This is a genomic window from Streptomyces pseudovenezuelae (genome assembly GCF_029892565.1).
Classification (GTDB): Bacteria; Actinomycetota; Actinomycetes; order Streptomycetales; family Streptomycetaceae; genus Streptomyces; species Streptomyces pseudovenezuelae_A.
In genome coordinates this window covers 19177-36317 of sequence record NZ_JARXVH010000026.1, presented here as the reverse complement: position 1 = coordinate 36317, position 17141 = coordinate 19177, and the positions used below count along the sequence as shown (strand labels likewise).

17 protein-coding genes and 6 pseudogenes are annotated in these 17141 nt (G+C 67.0%); 17 read left to right on the top strand and 6 right to left on the bottom strand.

Translation table 11 applies throughout. From position 1 onward, the window contains the following. Positions 1 to 629: 629 nt before the first annotated feature. From M2283_RS52140 to M2283_RS45560, 3 genes are all read left to right on the top strand, one after another. Positions 630 to 1699, top strand: a protein-coding gene (locus M2283_RS52140; protein WP_432423229.1) for an IS630 family transposase whose coding sequence is annotated in 2 segments (ribosomal slippage) — positions 630 to 1068 and positions 1068 to 1699 — 1071 coding nt in all. Because the reading frame shifts where the segments join, the coding sequence is not laid out codon by codon here. A gap of 28 nt (positions 1700 to 1727) precedes the next feature. Then, positions 1728 to 2165, top strand: coding sequence for a nitronate monooxygenase (locus M2283_RS45565; protein WP_280882497.1), 438 nt, complete (start codon positions 1728 to 1730; stop codon positions 2163 to 2165). 121 nt (positions 2166 to 2286) lie between these two features. After that, positions 2287 to 3120, top strand: coding sequence for an alpha/beta hydrolase (locus tag M2283_RS45560; RefSeq protein ID WP_280882547.1), 834 nt, complete (start codon positions 2287 to 2289; stop codon positions 3118 to 3120). Positions 3121 to 3341: 221 nt separating this feature from the next. Here the strand turns inward: M2283_RS45560 and M2283_RS45555 are convergent, their stop codons facing one another. After that, entirely contained in the window at positions 3342 to 3995 is a 654-nt protein-coding gene (locus tag M2283_RS45555) for a 4a-hydroxytetrahydrobiopterin dehydratase (RefSeq protein WP_280882496.1), read from the bottom strand. Positions 3996 to 4173: 178 nt separating this feature from the next. On the opposite strand from M2283_RS45555, the pseudogene M2283_RS45550 reads away from it, so the two are divergent. From M2283_RS45550 to M2283_RS45520, 6 genes and pseudogenes are all read left to right on the top strand, one after another. Continuing rightward, positions 4174 to 5504: pseudogene (locus M2283_RS45550) on the top strand (IS701 family transposase). A gap of 62 nt (positions 5505 to 5566) precedes the next feature. Then, a pseudogene (locus tag M2283_RS45545) lies at positions 5567 to 6316 on the top strand (IS630 family transposase); the annotation flags it as partial. Positions 6317 to 6393: 77 nt separating this feature from the next. Continuing rightward, complete coding sequence (locus M2283_RS45540) at positions 6394 to 7236, top strand: helix-turn-helix domain-containing protein (RefSeq protein WP_280882495.1); 843 nt, start codon at positions 6394 to 6396, stop codon at positions 7234 to 7236. 86 nt (positions 7237 to 7322) lie between these two features. Beyond that, positions 7323 to 7784: a hypothetical protein gene (locus tag M2283_RS45535; RefSeq protein ID WP_280882494.1), complete on the top strand. Its 462-nt coding sequence runs from the start codon at positions 7323 to 7325 to the stop codon at positions 7782 to 7784. A gap of 187 nt (positions 7785 to 7971) precedes the next feature. Further along, positions 7972 to 8196: a hypothetical protein gene (locus tag M2283_RS45525; RefSeq protein WP_280882492.1), complete on the top strand. Its 225-nt coding sequence runs from the start codon at positions 7972 to 7974 to the stop codon at positions 8194 to 8196. Between the two features lie 126 nt (positions 8197 to 8322). Then, the gene (locus M2283_RS45520; RefSeq protein ID WP_280882552.1) at positions 8323 to 8517 is read left to right on the top strand and encodes a hypothetical protein; all 195 of its coding nucleotides are present in this window, start codon (positions 8323 to 8325) and stop codon (positions 8515 to 8517) included. Between the two features lie 181 nt (positions 8518 to 8698). Here the strand turns inward: M2283_RS45520 and M2283_RS45515 are convergent, their stop codons facing one another. After that, a complete protein-coding gene (locus M2283_RS45515) occupies positions 8699 to 9199 on the bottom strand; it encodes a hypothetical protein (RefSeq protein WP_280882491.1) in 501 nt (166 codons plus the stop codon). Between the two features lie 249 nt (positions 9200 to 9448). Between M2283_RS45515 and M2283_RS45510 the strand changes: the two genes are divergently transcribed. The 3 genes from M2283_RS45510 (at position 9449) to M2283_RS45500 (ending at position 11425) form a co-directional block, all read left to right on the top strand. Then, the gene (locus tag M2283_RS45510; protein ID WP_280882490.1) at positions 9449 to 10429 is read left to right on the top strand and encodes a helix-turn-helix domain-containing protein; all 981 of its coding nucleotides are present in this window, start codon (positions 9449 to 9451) and stop codon (positions 10427 to 10429) included. A gap of 90 nt (positions 10430 to 10519) precedes the next feature. Beyond that, a complete protein-coding gene (locus M2283_RS45505; RefSeq protein WP_280882489.1) occupies positions 10520 to 10885 on the top strand; it encodes a hypothetical protein in 366 nt (121 codons plus the stop codon). A 228-nt stretch (positions 10886 to 11113) separates the two neighbouring features. Beyond that, positions 11114 to 11425, top strand: coding sequence for a hypothetical protein (locus tag M2283_RS45500; RefSeq protein ID WP_280882488.1), 312 nt, complete (start codon positions 11114 to 11116; stop codon positions 11423 to 11425). 85 nt (positions 11426 to 11510) lie between these two features. Here the strand turns inward: M2283_RS45500 and M2283_RS45495 are convergent. Next, positions 11511 to 12163, bottom strand: a pseudogene (locus M2283_RS45495) (IS5 family transposase); the annotation flags it as partial. 114 nt (positions 12164 to 12277) lie between these two features. Between M2283_RS45495 and M2283_RS45490 the strand changes: the two are divergent. Both M2283_RS45490 and M2283_RS45485 read left to right on the top strand, forming a co-directional pair. Continuing rightward, the gene (locus M2283_RS45490) at positions 12278 to 12430 is read left to right on the top strand and encodes a hypothetical protein (RefSeq protein WP_280882487.1); all 153 of its coding nucleotides are present in this window, start codon (positions 12278 to 12280) and stop codon (positions 12428 to 12430) included. Between the two features lie 336 nt (positions 12431 to 12766). Then, on the top strand, positions 12767 to 13288 hold the full coding sequence (locus tag M2283_RS45485; protein WP_280882486.1) for a hypothetical protein: 522 nt from the start codon (positions 12767 to 12769) through the stop codon (positions 13286 to 13288). 21 nt (positions 13289 to 13309) lie between these two features. Here M2283_RS45485 and M2283_RS45480 read toward each other — a convergent pair. Continuing rightward, positions 13310 to 13444 (bottom strand): annotated as a pseudogene (locus M2283_RS45480) (hypothetical protein); the annotation flags it as partial. A 271-nt stretch (positions 13445 to 13715) separates the two neighbouring features. Here M2283_RS45480 and M2283_RS45475 point away from each other — a divergent pair. The 3 genes and pseudogenes from M2283_RS45475 to M2283_RS45465 all read left to right on the top strand — a co-directional run. Beyond that, positions 13716 to 14300, top strand: coding sequence for a hypothetical protein (locus M2283_RS45475; RefSeq protein WP_280882484.1), 585 nt, complete (start codon positions 13716 to 13718; stop codon positions 14298 to 14300). 354 nt (positions 14301 to 14654) lie between these two features. Beyond that, positions 14655 to 14897 (top strand): annotated as a pseudogene (locus M2283_RS45470) (HNH endonuclease); the annotation flags it as partial. Positions 14898 to 14946: 49 nt separating this feature from the next. Further along, positions 14947 to 15450 (top strand): annotated as a pseudogene (locus tag M2283_RS45465) (IS630 family transposase); the annotation flags it as partial. Between the two features lie 29 nt (positions 15451 to 15479). Here M2283_RS45465 and M2283_RS45460 read toward each other — a convergent pair. Beyond that, positions 15480 to 16577, bottom strand: a complete 1098-nt coding sequence (locus tag M2283_RS45460) for an integrase core domain-containing protein (RefSeq protein ID WP_280882483.1) — start codon at positions 16575 to 16577, stop codon at positions 15480 to 15482. Between the two features lie 80 nt (positions 16578 to 16657). Further along, complete coding sequence (locus tag M2283_RS45455) at positions 16658 to 16930, bottom strand: hypothetical protein (protein ID WP_280882482.1); 273 nt, start codon at positions 16928 to 16930, stop codon at positions 16658 to 16660. Between the last annotated feature and the right edge of the window lie 211 nt (positions 16931 to 17141).

Below are 17141 nucleotides of genomic sequence, written 5' to 3'. Positions count from 1 at the left end.
TGGTTGAGCGGGGGGAACTCCACGCGGGTACCACGGTCGAGGCAGGCGAGGATCACCCCGGACGGACGGCAGGTCTGGGCTGTCCTGGACTGCACCGTCTGACGCACCGCAGACGCGGTAGAGGGTCGCTTGCGGAGAGGGGCGCACGGGTCGGTACTGCGATGCGTCCGTTGTGCGCCCTGCGTGCCCCTTCTTCCTGTCAGGTTGCGTCCTGCCGGGACGTTGGTGTTCTGGGAATCCTGAGCATCAACCGACATCTGGGGGCGTGATGCACGGAAGACGCAGAGCATTAGGCGTTTTAGCCGCTGTTTTGGCCGTTCTTCTGGCTGACTGTGGCACTAATACGACGAAGTCGCCGGACCGCCATCAGGAACGACTGCGTAAAGCATCGGGAATTGAGGTGTTCTACATCGAACGCAGCCGCGACCTTTGGGATGTGACATCCAAGAGCACTCGGGGAAATGAGGGTGACCGCATGGGTCGAGGTTCGGTGAAAGCTTCGAAAATAACAAAGGAACCAGGTGGCCTTTCCCGGATTCGTCTCACCGGGCATCAGCTCGCCGATTACTGAGGTTGAACTCGTAGGGGTGGGTGCTGACGTTCCATGATCCCTGCGGTATGCCGGGATCATGAGGTATGCGCGGGGAGGCGGGCTGACGACGAAGCAGCAGGCGGCCCGTGAACGGGTGAGGCTGGAGGCGGCGGAGTGGTTCGCGCGGGGCGAGAAGACCACCGATATTGCTGAAGCGTTCCAGGTCGGGGTCGGCCGGGTGGAGAAGTGGCGCAGAACGTGGCGCGAGGGCGGGGTGCAGGCGTTGCGCTCGAAGGGGCCGGTCTGTGCGGAGCGGCTCAGTGCCGGGCAATGGGACTGTCTGGTAAGGGAGTTGGAGCGCGGGACCCTGGCGCACGGTTGGGACGAGGAACAGGGCTGGACCCTGGTGCGGGTCCGGGCGCTGATCATCCGTTTGTTCCGGGTGGAGTACACGGTGCAGGAGGTGTGGAAACTGCTGCGGCGGCACGGCTGGTCCCCGCAGGTGCCGGCGAGACGGGCGCTGGAGCGTGACGACGTGAGTGTCGGGCGGTGGCGGAGCGAGGTGTGGGAACAGCTAAAGCCACCGCGGCGGCCCGGGACGCCTACCTCTGCTTAGAGGACGAGTCGGGGCAGGGCCTGAGGCCGCCGAAGGGGCACACCTGGGCGCCGCGCGGGCAGACACCGACGGTGCGGGTCCGCGGTGCGAACCCGGGGCGGGTCTCGGTGGCCGGCGTGGTCTGCTTCAAGCGTGGCGAACGGTCGCGTCTGTTCTACCGGTTGCACCTGTACCGGGGCCGCAAGGGCGAGGCGAAGAGCTTCTCCTGGCAGGACTACCGGGATCTGATCGTCATGACGCGCATCCAGCTCAGGGCCCCGGTGGTCTGGGTCTGGGACAACCTGAGCGTCCACCTGGTCGACGAGCTCGCCGACTTCTTCGAGGAGAACAAGGGATGGCTGACGGTGTTCCAGCTGCCGTCGTACGCCCCCGAGCTCAATCCGCAGGAAGGCGTCTGGTCACTGATGAAGCGCGGTCTGGCCGACTTCGCCGCCGCTAACCTCGACCACCTCGCGCAGGTCATGAAGCGCAAGCTCAGGAAGATCCAGTACCGACCGCACCTGGTCGACGGCCGCCTGACCGAGACCGGTCTGATCATGGAAGAGATGTGATTGAGCCGAAGCCCAGTACTTGTCACCGGTGAAGCATGATGAGCTGGCCGACAGGACGGGGCGAGGCAGCCTCGTTGGCACAACGAGGCGATCGGCTTGTCACAGGTGCTCATTCGGCAGCCTTTCTGTCACCAGTACCGAAGATCGAGAGTCCGTCCGGCTGCCCCGTCGCCGCCGTCCCCACGCCCTCGCTCTGCCCGTCATCGCCGTGGGCGGAATCGCCACCGCCGCCAACGTGACGGCCACGCTGCGCGCTGGCGCGGTGGCCGTCATGGTCGGCACCGTTCTGCTGTGCACCCAGGAGAGCGGGTCCGACCGGGGCTCGGGCCGCTGCTGCGGCCTTGGCCGCCTCGCCGGACGCAGCCAGGTGGGCTTGGTCACACGGGCCTGGATGAACAGACGGGGCGCTACGGCTGGAGCGTCCATCCCCCCTTCCGTAGTCGGCTCGTTGTTGCCCCTTGCGTGATCAGCGACGAGCCTCCATCATCAGGAATCCTGATACTTTAAAGTTATAGCGATGGGGTCCAGTCATGTCATTCAGGCCAAGAATTCAGGCCAGAGGGGTTCAGCTGTTGCTCGGCCGAATGATGAGCCGCGTACACAAGGATCTGCGCTTCACCGACACCCCGAAGCGCACGGAATCCATCCGGGTGGAGACCGGCGCCGGACCGGTGACGTGCACCGTCTACCGCCCGTCGGCCGCCGCAGCCCCTGCCCCCGTCTACGTCAACTTCCACGGCGGCGGGTTCGTGATCGCCCGCCCCCAGCAGGACGACCACATCTGCCGCTACATAGCCGCCACGGCCGGCTGCGTGGTGATCAACGTGGACTACGCCGTCGCCCCGCAGCGGGCGTACCCCGTACCCGTCACCCAGGCGTACGACGTCACCGCCTGGGTGACTGAGAGCGGCACCGCCAACAACTGGGACGGTTCGCGACTCGCCGTGGGCGGACACAGCGCCGGGGCCAACCTGACCGCCGCGGTGTGCCGCATCGCTCGGGACCGCGGCACCTTCACGCCCCGCCTCCAGATCATCGACTCTGCACCGCTCGACCAGCTCGCCGATCCGGCCACCAAGCAGTCACCCATCGTCAAGCCCCTGCTGACTCCTCAGCTCATGCGGGTCTTCACCGCCGCCTACGTCCCTGATCCCGCCGACCTCGCCCATCCGCTGGTGTCGCCCGGACTGGCCGACGATCTCGCCGGGTTGCCGCCCGCCCTGGTCATCACCGCGGAGAACGACCGCCTGCGCGACGAGGGCGATGCGTACGCCAAGGCCCTGGAAGCTGCGGGCGTTCCGGTCACCCACCGTTGCTTCGAGGGTGTCGACCACTACTTCACGCACACCGGCCCGGCACCAGACGGGAAAGAAGCCATCGATCTGATGGCCACCACCCTGCGCACGGCACTCACCGCCTGACCGCTGACAGGGACCGACAGCCCTTGTGACAACACGCTGCCTTGGTGACACCTATCGTGCTTCGGCTCAGTGATCGCACAGCCCGCCCCTACGAGTTCAACCTCAGTACTGCACCCGGTAACCCCATTTAGGCCTAGTACTCCAGCTGTAGATCGTGATCTTCTCAGCCGAGGCACGGGTTTTGTCGTTGTAGAGCCCGCCTATGCCGGTGCCAGCTGGTCTCAGCCGCGGTCCTGCCAGGTGCACAAGCAGACCCGGTTGCCTTCGGGGTCGGCGAGCACCCAGAAGCTCGGCGCCTCTGCGTCGCTGACCAGGGCGCCGCCGACGGCGAGTGCGGCGTCGATGCGGGACTGGACTTGTGCGGGATCCACCCACACGTCCGGGTGCCAGCGCTGACGGGGTTCCTCGCTTCCGGATGTCTGGAACCAGACGGTCGGCAGAGCGTCGGATGGGTCGCGAAGCTCGTCGCCGAAGTCCGGCCCGGATAGATGCTCCATCGCCAGTACGGCGGCCCAGAAGGGAAGGACCGACTCGGCGGTTGGGGTGTCGAGGGCGAGCTCAAGTCGGGAGACGTTCGCGGACTCCAGCTGCACGCCTGCGTTGGCTGCGATTGAGGAGATGGTGCGGGCCAACCGGATGTCGCGGTCGGTGACTCCGTGCTCGCCGTTGCTTGTCAGCCGTGCGTCGACATGGGTGTAGCGCAAGTTGAGGTCGGGGTGGTGGTTCATCTCCTCTGCCGCGTTGCCGATGGCGTTGACGACCGAGAGCCCGGTCGCGAAGTCCCGGGTGTGGATGCGGGTCTGCAGCCCACCGAGCAGGTAGACCCACCCGTCCAGTCCGGCGTCGGCGATCTGCTGTCCGGTCAGCTTGGTCATGAGGCCATGTTCGCAGGCCGGTGCTTCAGCCGTCGATCGTGATCTTGCTGGTGGAGGCCGGTGCGGGGACGGGTACGGCCACCGTTGATCATCGTGAGTTGTGTGGACAAACGACGAGACGGTGGCCGCAGGTCACAGCATAGATCCCGCCCGTTGGCGGGAGGCATTCGAGGTGGCCATGAGCCGGATCGCGGGCCGCTTCGCCCGGTATGAACCCCGACTGCGGGCCGGGCGGTTGGTCTTGGGTTTGTTGTCTGACCTGCCTCGCAAGAATTGCTGGACGATCGCGGAGTGGGCCGGGGAGACCAGCCCGCACGGCATGCAGCATCTGCTGTGCCGGGCCGTCTGGGATGCCGATGCCGTCCGCGATGACGTGCGTGAATACGTCGTCGAGCACCTCCATGACGAGGCCGCGGTGCTGGTCGTCGACGAGACCGGCGACGTGAAGAAGGGGACTCACACCGTCGCTGTCCAGCGTCAGTACACCGGCACGGCCGGGGGCCGTAGAAGAACAACCCGTCGACGGAAAACGCGCTGACCTGCGAGGTCAAGTCTCAAAACCCGCAAGTTATTTGTCTGCACGCCCCCGGCAGGATCGAGAACTCCCAGGTCGCGGTCTACCTCGTCTACGCGGGCGCGCGAGGGCACGCGGCGGTGGACCGGGAGCTGTACATCCCGCGCTCGTGGACGTGCGACCCGGACCGCTGCCGGGCCGCGGGACTCGGAGAGGACACCGTCTTCGCGACCAAGCCGGAACTGGCCCGCACGATGATCGAACGGTTCCTGGACGCCGGACACCACGTCGGCTGGATCACCGGGGACGAGGTCTACGGCGGCAACCCGAAACTCCGCACGGCTCTGCAGGAACGCGGGATCGGCTACGTCCTGGCGGTGGCCTGCTCGGCCGAAGTCTCCACCGGCGCGGGGAAGTTCCGCGTAGATGCCCTGGCGGCGAAGCTGCCGAAGCGGGCCTGGCAGAAGCTCTCGGCCGGACACGGCGCGAAGGGGCACCGCTTCTACGACTGGGCGGTCATCGACCTAGCCGCCCCCGGCCTGAGCCACCACCAGCTGCTGATCCGCCGCAACCGCGCCACCGGCGAACTCGCCTACTACCGCTGCTTCTCACCCCGGCTGGTGCCGCTGACCGAGCTGGTGCAGGTCGCCGGATCCAGATGGCGGGTGGAGGAAACCTTCCAAAGCGAGAAGGGGCTGGCCGGGCTGGATAAGCACCAGGTCCGCCGCTACCCCTCCTGGACCCGCTGGGTCACCCTCGCCATGCTCGCCCACGCCTTCCTCGCCGTCGTCCGTGCCGACGAACACGCCCGCCGTCCCGGACCTGCCGGCCTGATCCCGCTGTCCTGCAACGAGATCCAGCGCCTATTCATCACGCTCGTCGTCCAGCCAGTCCACGACGCAGCCCACCGGCTCGGCTGGTCCGACTGGCGACGCCGCCACCAAGCCCGGGCCCGCACCAGCCATTACCAGCGGCAGGCCGCAGCCCAGACATGAAGATCACGATCTACAGCTGGAGTACTAGTGTCCTGCGCCGGAGATCCGTCGTTAATTTGTTTATGAGTGCTTTTGCGGATTTTCCGGTGCCCCGTCGCGGTCCGAAGCTGGAACCGTTGTTGTTGTCGCCTGATGAGCGTGTGGTGTTGGAGCGCTGGGCCCGTAGGGCGTCATCTGCTCAGGCAGTGGCTTTACGGGCTCGCATCGTGTTGGCATGTGATGGTGCTGATGTGCCGCCGATTGTTGTGGTGGCACGCGAGTTACACATCGCGGCGGACACGGTCCGCAAGTGGCGTCGCCGGTTTTTGGCCGCACGGTTGGACGGGCTGGTGGACGAGCCGCGGCCGGGCCGGCCACCCACCATCAGCGTCGACCAGGTGGAGGCCGTCGTGGTCAGCACGCTGGAGGAGATTCCGAAGAACGCCACGCACTGGTCGCGTTCGTCGATGGCGGACCGCAGTGGCCTGTCGAAGTCCACGGTGGGCCGGATCTGGCGCAGGTTCCAGCTCAAGCCACACCTGAACGACACGTTCAAGCTGTCGACGGATCCGTTGTTCGTGGAGAAGGTCTACGACGTGGTGGGCCTGTATTTCAATCCGCCAGAGGGTGCGGTGGTCCTGTCCGTGGACGAGAAGTCCCAGATCCAGGCCCTGGACCGCTCACAGCCCGTCCTGCCGATGATGCCCGGCATGCCCGAACGCCGCACTCACGACTATGTCCGTAACGGCCTGACCACCTTGTTCGCGGCCTTCGATGTCGCGACCGGCGAAGTCATCACATCCCTGCACCGCCGGCATCGGGCCGCAGAGTTCGCCTGCCAGGCCCGGGACGCTGCACTGCATTTCGCGGTGCCTACCAGCGAGTTCCAGGCGCGGGTACCGTCAGCCGGGTGAGCACCGATTTCCAGTCCGGCCGCGAGGCCCTCGGTGTGCGGCTACGCGAGCTGCGCACCGAGGCCGGCCTTCAGGGCAAGGACCTTGCGCAGCGGCTGGGCTGGCAGCGGTCGAAGGTGTCGCGGCTGGAGCTCGGGAAGCAGACCACGACCGCAGAGGACCTCGACGCATGGGCGCAGGGCGCCGGCGCCCCTGGCGAAGCCGAGGACCTCAAGAGCCGCCTGCGGGGGCTGGAGTCACAGGCCCGGTCGCGGCGCCGACAGCTCTCCACCGGACACCGCGGCGTGCAGGAGCGGTACGTCGCCGAGTACCGGCGCACGTCCACCGTGCGCGGCTACGAGGCCACCGTCGTCCCCGGGTTGTTCCAGACCCCGGACTACGCGCGGCATCTGCTGCTCCACAATGCGGAGTTGATGCAGTCGCCGCGCGACACAGAGGACGCCGTACGCGCCCGTATGAAGCGCCAGGAGGTCCTGTACGAGGCGGGCAGGGCCTTCTCCGTGCTGATCTGGGAGGGCGCCCTTCACGCGCTCGTCTGCCCGCGCGAGACGATGGCCGGCCAGCTCGACCGGCTCGTCGGGCTGATCGGCATGAGCAGCGTGGCGCTCGGGATCGTGCCGTTCGGGGTGCAGTTGAAGCTCACGCCCAAGCACGGGTTCTGGATCTTCGACGAGGAACGCGTCATCGTCGAGACCATCAACACGGAGTTCACCCTCGAATCCGCTGAGGACGTCGCGCTGTACGGGCGGGTGTGGGATCGCCTCAACGAGGGCGCCGTCACCGGGCCTCAGGCGCACCGGCTCATCGGCCGTGCACGGGCCGCTCTGGACCTCGCGTGAGCAATCCGCCCCAACGCTGGTAGCAGGTCGGCAATCGCGCGCAATCGGCGCGCGAGCCCACAACTGCCTTTCCTAACGTCCTGTTCATGGCCGCACCGACCGCTCGATTCCGCCACCAGGCGGGCCAGGACTGGCTCCTGACCTGCGCCCCGTACCCCGCCGCCGCAGCACACGCATGGGACGTCGAAGAGTTCGGGGAGATCCCGAGCGGACCGTTGTGGCGCGTCGTCGAGGCGCCCCTGGTGGAGAGCCTGTCGGCGATCCAGCGGATCGGGCCTGCCCGTGTGGGGCCGATCCTTGGCAACGTCCGCCTCGACACCGCCTGGTGGCTGCTGCCGCCGGAGCTGGGCGACGACCTCGACGACGTCCGTGGGTTCACGGTCCGCCCGGCCGGCTGGTCGCTGCGCTGTCCGCCCGTCCTGCATTCGGTGCACGGCCGGTGGTGGATAGAGCGGCCGGACGGATCGGGCCGGCTGACCGACCCCGTGTTGCTCGCCGCCGCGTTCGGCCCCGGCGGGTACCGCCACTCTGCGGAGGCCTTGGGATGAGAACGGACATGGAAGCGGCTCCGGCTCTCGGACTCCCGCTGGAGGAACCCGACCCCCCTGCCGGCTGCGACGTGTGCGTGTCGCTGGTTGGACAGCGAGCAGCAGCCACCACGACCGGGGATCTCTCACAGGTCTCGGACTGCAACGTCGAGATCCGCGCGCACACCGATGCGCACCGGCGGCGGCCGTGACTCGTGCCGGGTGGGCGTTCGTGAACGCGGGCAGCGGGGCCGGGCATCTCCAACGCGTCGCCAGCGACCTTCAGTTCACCAGGGTGCAGCGCGCCTATCGGGCGTACATCGACCACTCCAGGGACTGCTCTGCCTGCACCTTCGACACCACCACGTGCAGCACCGCCGAGGAGCTGTGGACCCAGTACGCCGCCGCGAACTCTCCCGAAGCCGGCGGCTGAACCATCCCACGTCCCACCGCGAGGAATCCCCGTGCACGATCCCTGCCCGCAGTTCACCCCCTCCAGCGCACCGCTGTCGACTTCGCTCGTTGCGACCTCATGGCCGCGCGTACCACGGACCTCGCGGTGACAGCCGAAGGTGCCCTCACCCGCGGCCTGGGCCATGTCGACGGCCAGACCGAGGCCCTCCTCCACATCACCCATGCCCGCGCCTACGCCGCCGTCGGTGAGAGGCCCGCAGCGGCCTGCGCCCTGCCCGCCGCCGAAGACCCGCCGCAGGGCAACGACGCTGAGCCCGGGACGACGTGCGGCTCTCGATGAGTTGGGTATGCGCTGGTAGATCACCTGTGCGCGTGGGGCCGACCCGGCGGGCGGGCCGGGTGGATTCGTGGCGGACGGCCAGGCGACGGGCAATCAGCGCAAGGGCTGCCGTCCCCCGAGACGGCAGCCCTTCCCGGTCCGTTCTGGTCCGGGGCGGGCCCGGCTGGAAACGGACCCGGGCCTAGTACCAGGCGGTCTCGGCCAGGCGCTGGTTGTCGCAGAACAGCACTGCCTTGCTCAGCCGGCCGTCGAGATTGTTGATCACCTTGGTGTAGGCGAAGTCGATACCCGGGTCGACCGATTCGAGGACCCACTCAGTGAAGTTGGGAGCGAGGCGGTTGCTGTGAGCGGCGCAGCCCTGGGGCGCGTTGTCTATGCGGGCGAACGAGCCGCAGCCGGGGCTGTAGAAGTACTTCAGGGTGATGGTGCGCCCGGCGTAGACCGCCGTCTTCGTCGCCCCGCCGGGCACATTGGGCTGAGTGAAGCTTCCCGAGCAAGAGGTCTGCTCGGGGTAGAGGCCCTCATTGGCGAAGACGCCGTAGCCGGCGCTCTGCAGGGAAGCTGCCTGGGCCTGGAACGGCGTCAATGCCGCCAGGCCGAACGCGAAGACGACACCGAGCAGCGCACGCCACCCCCAGCGGCCCGTCCCCCGGTCGGTCGCTCTGTTCCCATTCGAGATCACGCTTCTCTTCCTCCTGGAGATCAAGGCCCGAAAGATGGCGCCGCACCGCTTTTCTGGCTGCTGGCACACGCCGTGAGCCGCCAGGAATCGGCAACGCAGCTCGAACCGTAGACCGCGCCGGGAGTGTTACGTCCCCTGACAGATGTCAGGGTGGTAACGCACTGCCGCTGAGTGCACGGCGACGGTGGCGGGGTGCGTTCGGCCTATTCGGGCGATGCTGGCCGATCCTTCTGCGGCAACACTGGGGGCATGGATGTGGTCAGCACGGCCGAGGTCTCGGCGGGGGAACGGTTCGCCTTCTGGCGTGAGGTGTATGCGAAGCTCTGGGCGCCTTACGATCTGCGCTGCGACCTGCAGACGGAGAGCAGATTCCGGGCTCAGGTCGGTATCAGTGAGTTCGGCCCGGTGCAGGCGGTCCTGTTGACCACGATGCCGCACACGGTCGACCGCACCCCCAAGCTCATCCGCCAGTCCGATCCCGAAGTCCTCAAGCTGGTCTGCACCGTGCGCGGCGGCGCCGCGGTGACGAAAGAGGGCCTGCGTGTGAATCGGGGACCCGGGGAACTGACCCTTCATGACAGCTCGCGCCCCTACCTGGTCGAGCTGGCACCGGACATTCCCGTGACCGAGCTGCTGCTCCTGACGTTCCCGCGTTCGCTGCTGCCGCTGCCTGCCCGGGAGCTACGCCGCCTGAGCGCCGCGACCATCCCGGCCACCCACGGCATCGGCGCGCTCTCGTCACAGATCCTGCTGCAACTGGCCCGGCACATGCCCGCACTCAGCCCCTCCGACACCGCCCGGCTGTCCACCCTCACCCTCGACGTACTGACCACGGCGCTCGCCGACGCCCTGGACACCCCGAGCACCGTGCCACCCCACACCCGGCAACGAGCACTCAAAGCCCGCATCCACACCTTCGTCCAGGACAACCTCGCCGACCCCGACCTCACCCCGGACACGATCGCCGCGGCCCACCACATCTCCCTGCGCTACCTGCACAAACTGTTCCAGCAGGAAGGGCACACCGTCGCCGGCTGGATCCGCGAACGCCGCCTGGAACAGTGCCGACGCGACCTCGCCGACACCGGGCTGGCCGGCCGCCCGATCCACGTGATTGCCGCCCGGTGGGGGTTCACCAGTCCCGCGCATTTCAGCCAGGCGTTCCGCGGCGCTTACGGTCTTTCGCCCCGTCAGTTCCGCCGGCAGTGCGCGACAGTGCACGCAGACTAAAGCCCTGTGCGCTCACACGTAATGACAGGCCCAGATGCGGGGTGCAGCCTCCAGTGGAGAGGAAACAGCACCAACCACACTGGAGGAATCGTGGCATTACGCAAGATCGTTGCAGTCGCTCTCGCGTCACTGGCACTCGCCGGCGCCGGTTTGACGACCCCGGCATCCGCCGCGTCGGCGGCCCCCAGCTCACAGGCCGATTGCCCGGCGGGGTACGGGTGCCTGTACAAGGGCGGCAGCTGGAACAGCGTCCCCTTCACCTACTACCACTACGGGTACTACAACCTCACCGGCGTGTCGGGTACTTGGCGCGCCTACAACCACCAGACCGGCGGGGCAACCATGGCGCTCTGCTATGGGCTCAACGGCACCAACTGTCTGATCGTGCTGTCGGAAAACCAGTGGCGGGACCAGCCCTTCATGCAGGACTTCAAGTCGATCGTGCTGGCGAAATAGCAGGTTACTCATGCGAGCAGCTTTCGTGGTTGTGTGGCGATGAGAGCCTGCTGTCTGAACTGCTGGTGCGCGCGACCGCATCCCGTCTGCGGGTGGTGTGTTGGACATGCCATGGGGAAGAAGAAGCCGGGGCAGAGGCGGCTGAGGTGCGGCGTTGCAAGCTGAAGGCCCCGTGATCTGGGATCCAAGGCCGCCAGGGGCCGGAACGGGCAGTGGCCCAACGGCGAGTTGGCCTTGGTCCTCTGTCCCGGCTGCCAGACCTCGCAAGAGTTCGCGGAAGCGGAGGTCAACGCCGCCGAACTGCGTGCCGGCGTTGAGGACGGGGGCCTGTTCGTGCCTGATCCCGTGATCTGCGTGACCGGGGGTTCCGTGAACGAAGGCTGCATCCTGTATGGCCGTGACCACCTGAACCGAATCGTTCTGACCGGCCGGGCTGCGAGCCTTCAGTTGGTCAGGAATCTGCCGGTGGAGACGCAGTGCGTGCCGGCCGTGGGTGGCGGGATGATCTACCTGCCCAGCCAGACAGCTCACCGTCTATGACGGAAACGGTGACGGCAGGTCAGGCGGCTTCCGGCATCACGTAGCCGTGGGCGACGTCACGGCGTTCGGCGGGACGGGCCGTGCGGCGGGTCAGCCGCCGTGTCATCAGGGTTATGCAGGACCAGGTGATGAGTGCTTCGCTCATCTCGGGGAGTCGTTCGTGGTCACGGCAGTGCCGGCGGGCTCGCATGATCCACGACCAAGATCGTTCCACTGCCCAGCGGCGCGGTAAAACGATGAAGCCCTTGGTCTGTAGTGGCCTGCGCACCGTCTTGATGGTGATGTCGAGGTACTTCTTCGCCCAGGGGATGAGGTCGTTCTTGGCGTAGGCGGAATCGGCCCAGACGATGGCGATTTCGGGGTGCATCAGGGCGAGGCGGAACAGCAACTCCCGTGCGACCAGGGAGTCCTGGGCGTCGGCGGGGGTGACCATGACCAGCAGGACGAGACTGCGGTGGTCGCAGATGAGGTGCCGCTTCCGCCCGTTGATTTTTTTCCGCCGTCCCATCCCCGGGTCGCCTGGCTGACGGTCTCGGATGCCTTGATGGACTGGGAGTCGACGATGACCGATGCGGTCTGAGGTGTTTTGCCCGCGGCAAGGCGGATGCGGCGGCGGAGCTGGTCGCGGATGACACCGAGGATGCCGGCGGCTGCCCATCTCCTGGCGAACCCGTAAATCGTGCGCCAGGGAGGGTAGTCGGCGGGCATCGCCCTCCATTTGATGCCGTTATCGCCTACCACGAAATCGCCGGCGAGAAACGGTGGCCGCCGCTGCTGTGGTCGGCTCAGTCCGGCTACCACCTCTGCGAGGACGCAGTCGAGCTGGAGGAGTGGGAGAGGCACTGGGCCGAGGTGAAAGCCACGCAGATCAGCAGCGTGATCAACGGGATCCTGGCCGGGCATGCGCGGCTTTTCCCCAAAAGCCGCTGGGTGGCCTACATCGGCGCCCAGATGAACGCCATCCAGAGCTCCCTCGACATGATCGCCCACCCGCAGAACCAGTAGCCCCGCAAGAGAGGTGGTCCGCATCATGCAAAGGAGGCCAGGAGGCCGGTCCGGTCCGTCCATCCGCACTCCCCACGGGCCGGCCTCCTGGCCTCCTCCCGTGCGTGCTTCCTGCTCAGCACCTATGGCTTATCGCCACGCCAGTTCCGCCAGCGCAGTCACACAGTGCACTGAGACTAAAGAACTGTGCGTTCTCGTGTAAGGACAAGGGCAGCTACGACGCGCATCCTCTCCCAAGGAGCGACACGCCCCCGGCAGGGGGTGATCGGGGCCAAAAGGCGCCCGGCGAAAGTCGGCACATGACCGGTTGGGCGAGTCAATAGAGGAGCGATAGAGATGACTGTTCTCACGGGGAGACACCGTCTTGCGCGAAAGGGGGTGCTGGCGCTAGTCGCTGCGATGCTTCTGCTCGCTGCGATGACGTTGATGGCCCAGCCGTCAACAGCCGCAGGGGCAGAAGCGGCGCCGTCGCCTGCGAGTGGCGTCGGGGCCGCCGCCTGGACACCCACGGTGTCTCCGCTCTTCACCGCCAGCTCGCAGCCCGCAGAATACGTTTTCAGAAATCAGACCGACGCCCAGCGGAGCTACTATCTGAACAACTGTCCGCTCAGATATCTGTGCATCTCGGTTGGACAGGGCGACGGCCTGCACACCGTTTTCCAGCTCTACTATTGCGACGGACGGACGCTGGGTAACTTCATTGACGCTGGCGGTGCTACCAACCACCAGACCGGCGGGGTGCGCGCATTTTTCGTGAGTAATGACGGAAATACGAAGGGATGGATCCCCGCCGACAACCACCCATACAAGTTCAATCCGTACCCGTACGACATTCTTTGGCCGTGCGACCACGTCTGACACGGCAGCTGTAGTTCTTGGTCACGGTTGGTCGTGGCGGTGGTGTCGTTGCTGGTGGCAGGCGGTCGCGACGGCTTGGTGATGGCGTCGCCAGGCGGTCCAGTGCAGGACGTGCTCGCGGTCGCGGACGGGTGGCGGCAGCACGAGGGCTCGCATCCCCCCAACATGACCGCCCGGTCCTGTGGGGAACCTGAAGACCCTTCAGGAACCTTCAGGTTCCCCACAGTTGCTGCGTGCCACTGTCTTCCCAACGGCCCGCTGAAAGATCACGTGAGTCGGGCCCGGAGCGCGTTCGGGGGCCGTCGGGCCGGTCACGGCCCCGGGAGGACACAGGTCACAGGATCTTCCGGGGGCCGCTGCACCAGAGAGATCGACGTCCCGCCCATTCAGCGTGAATGGGCGGGGCACGGCAACGGAAGGGAATCCTATGCGCATCCGAAGAGCTCTGTCCTTACTCGGGGCGATCTTCGCCGCTATCGCCCTGTGCGCGGCAGCGGTCTCACCGGCAGCCGCCGCAACGTCCACCACCTCCCGCTCCCTTTCCCCCGCCTCCGCGCAGGGAGTCGGTGTCGGAACCTGGGTGGACGGCTTCCGGACGCTCTACCAGTGCCCGGCCAACGGCTGTAACCAGGGGCAGGCGTACCCGGGCAACGACCTGGCCGACGTGTGTACCTGGCAGGGCTGGGACCTGGTCTACAACCGCGCCAACGGCCACACCGGCTTCATCGCGCGATCCAACCTCGGTGTCGGCGCCCCCCGTTCCAATCAGGACTGCAACAGCGTCGGGCACAAGGGCGGCGTCTACGTCAACGACACAATCCGTCAGTGCCCAAGCGCTGTGTGCAACGCGGGCCAGGCGTTCGTCGGAAACGACATCGGCGTTATCTGCTACGTCACCAACGCCACGGAAATCTGGTTCTGGGTCCTCAATCACGCCAACGGCCACGAGGGCTTCATCCTCTATCTGACATCCAGAAACCTCCACTGGGAGGGCGCCGTCCCCCCCTGCTAGAACCCCGCAGGATGCTCCAACGACTGCAGCCACGGGCCCCGCTTCTCCCTTCCGAAGGGGCGGGGCTCTTCGCTGCCAGGCCCCGACTGTGATGGCCACCGCAGTACGCATGGTCGGGTCGCCGGCCGCACGATCACCAGCACCTTGCGACAAAGCTCCGGCAGTACCTCGTCCCCCGACCCCCGCGGCCCACTCGACCACCGGCCCGCTCCCCGCCTCACCACCCGCGGCAGGGCCCCGCGATCCGGCCGGACACGAGCTGGCCCGGTGTCGGTCGATGTTCCATGTTCCTCATGTGCCTCTGCACTACTCATGGCCTTGACCTGCAACAGAGCTTGACAGCCCTAGATAACCAACGACCACGGAGACAGCCGCGCGCTGATCGCGGTCTCCGCGGCCAGCAACCGGTCCAAGAGCGACCAGGACCCGGCCACCTGGCAGCCACCCGCCACCGGCTACCGCTGCACCTACGCCACCGACTGGATCGCCGTGAAGACCCGCTGGTCCCTGACGATCGACCCGTCCGAGCAGACCGCGCTCACCGACGTCCTCGACTCCTGCCCCAACAGCCCGATCGAAGTCGCCCTCGCCCGCTGACCGGAAGGCCGGCCCGCCGCTACGGGGGAGAGCGGCGGGCCGGAACCACCCTGACGACGAGGACTTCGTCATCGCGACGGCCACCACCCGCTCGGTCAAGCTCGGCCAGCCGTTCACCCGCTTGTCGCAGCGCAAGCTGGTCGCCTACCTGCGCAAAGTGCACGGCTGGGTGATCCGCATCGGCCGCGAGGCGTTACGTAGTTTGCTCGCCCGCCGCGGTGTCACCTTCCAGCGCACCAAGACCTGGAAGGAATCCCTGGACCCCGAACGGGAGACGAAGCTGGACCGTATTGAGCACGTCCTGGGCCGCTTCCCGGACCGGGTTTTCGCCTTCGACGAGTTCGGCCCGCTGGGGATCCGGCCCACCGCGGGCTCGGGCTGGGCCGAACAACGGCGTCCCGACCGGCTGCCGGCCACCTACCACCGCACCCACGGAGTCCGGTTCTTCCACGGCTGCTACTCGGTGGGCGACGACCGCCTGTGGGAGGTGAACCGGTGCAAGAAGATAGCCGGGGACACGCTTGCCGCGCTGAAATCGATCCGCGCCGCCCGTGCCCCTGCCGAAAACCTCATCCACCCAGTTCACGCGGCGTGTTGGTATTCGTGGAGGATGCCGCCGAGTCGTTTGCGTCGTCGTATGTCGAGGCGGGATATCCGCTCCGGATCAGTGATCGGCACCGGCAGCGGGTACAGCGGTCGGGCGTTGGCGATGCCCTGATGGGGCCGGTGGGAGTTGTAGAAGTCTTCGAACTCCCGTAGTGCGTGGAGCAGGTGCCGTTGGTTCCAGCTCAAGGTGCGGTCCAGGAGTTCGTGTCGGCAGGTCTGCACCCACCGTTCCATGATCGAGTTCATGCGCGGCATCCGTACGCCGCTGAGCACGACCTCGATCCCCGCGTCCTTGAGGACGGCGTCGAACAGGGCGGGGAACTTCCCGTCCCGGTCCCGGATGAGGAACCGCACCCGGCAGTCGGCGTCTTCGAGGTCCATGACGAGGTTCTTCGCGGCTTGTGTCACCCACGTGGCGGTCGGGTGCCCGGTCGCGCCCAGGATTCGGATCCGCCGGCTGGCGTGTTCGATCACCGCGAACACATACAGCCGCGCTCCGGACAAGGTGACCGTCTCCAGGAAGTCACAGGCCAGCAGGGCGTCGGCCTGGGAGCAAAGGAAGTCCGCCCACGTGCTCGAAGCACGTTCCGGCGCGGGGTCGATCCCGGCTTCCCTGAGGATTTCCCAGACGGTGGAGGCGGCCACCTTGATCCTGAGAACGAGGAGTTCGCCGTGGATGCGGCAGTATCCCCAGCTGGGATTCTCCTGGGCGAGCCGCAGCACCAGGCTGCGGATGGAGCGCACGGTCCGCGGCCTTCCTGAGCGTTTGGGCTGGGAGGCGGCAGCATGGCGACGTGCGATCAGGTCGCGGTTCCAGCGCAGCACCGTGTCGGGACGCACCAGCAATCGCACCCTGCGCAGCACCTGGGACGGCAGTCGGTGCAGCAACGCCGCCAGGAACGCCCGGTCGCTCGGGGTGAACCGTACTCTGTCGTTGCCGAGTTGACGCTCCAGCACGGTGATCTGATGACGCAGGGCAAGGATCTCCGTGTCCTTGTCCCGATCGCTCATCGGCATCAAGCGAAGCATGGCGAACGCGTGAGTCGCGGTCAGGTAAGCCAGTCGCAGCAGCACGACCGACCATCATCCTGGACGATTCATCAGCCTCGCGAGAGCACCATTCGGGCGCCCGCCTCCGACACCCCGAGCACCCCTCACGCCACCCGCCACCCGCCACCCGCCACCCGCCACCCGCCACCAGGGCGGATGAGGTTTTCGGCAAGGGCAAGGCCATGGAGGAGCGACGCCAAAAACGCCCGGTCGCTCGCGTGGAACCGGACCTGCTGCCCGTTCAGCTGCCGTTCCAGAACGCCGATCCGGTGGCGCAGAACGAGGATCTCGACATCTTTCTCCCGGTCGCTCATCGGCAGCAGTCGCAGCATCGCGAACGCGTTCGTCACACCCAGGTACGCCAGTCTCAGCAGCACGACCGATCATCATGCCGCGCCAACCGGCGCCGCGCGATACCGGCGACCCGATCGGCCTCGGCCAACGCCCAAACCCGAACCCACCTGCGTGGATGAAGTATTCGGCAAGGGCACGGTCAGCAACGCGTGGGCGGCGGTGACCACGGTGACGTGGTGATGCCAGCCGGTCCAGGAGCGGCCCTCGAATCCCGGGACCGGGGCGGGGAGGGGC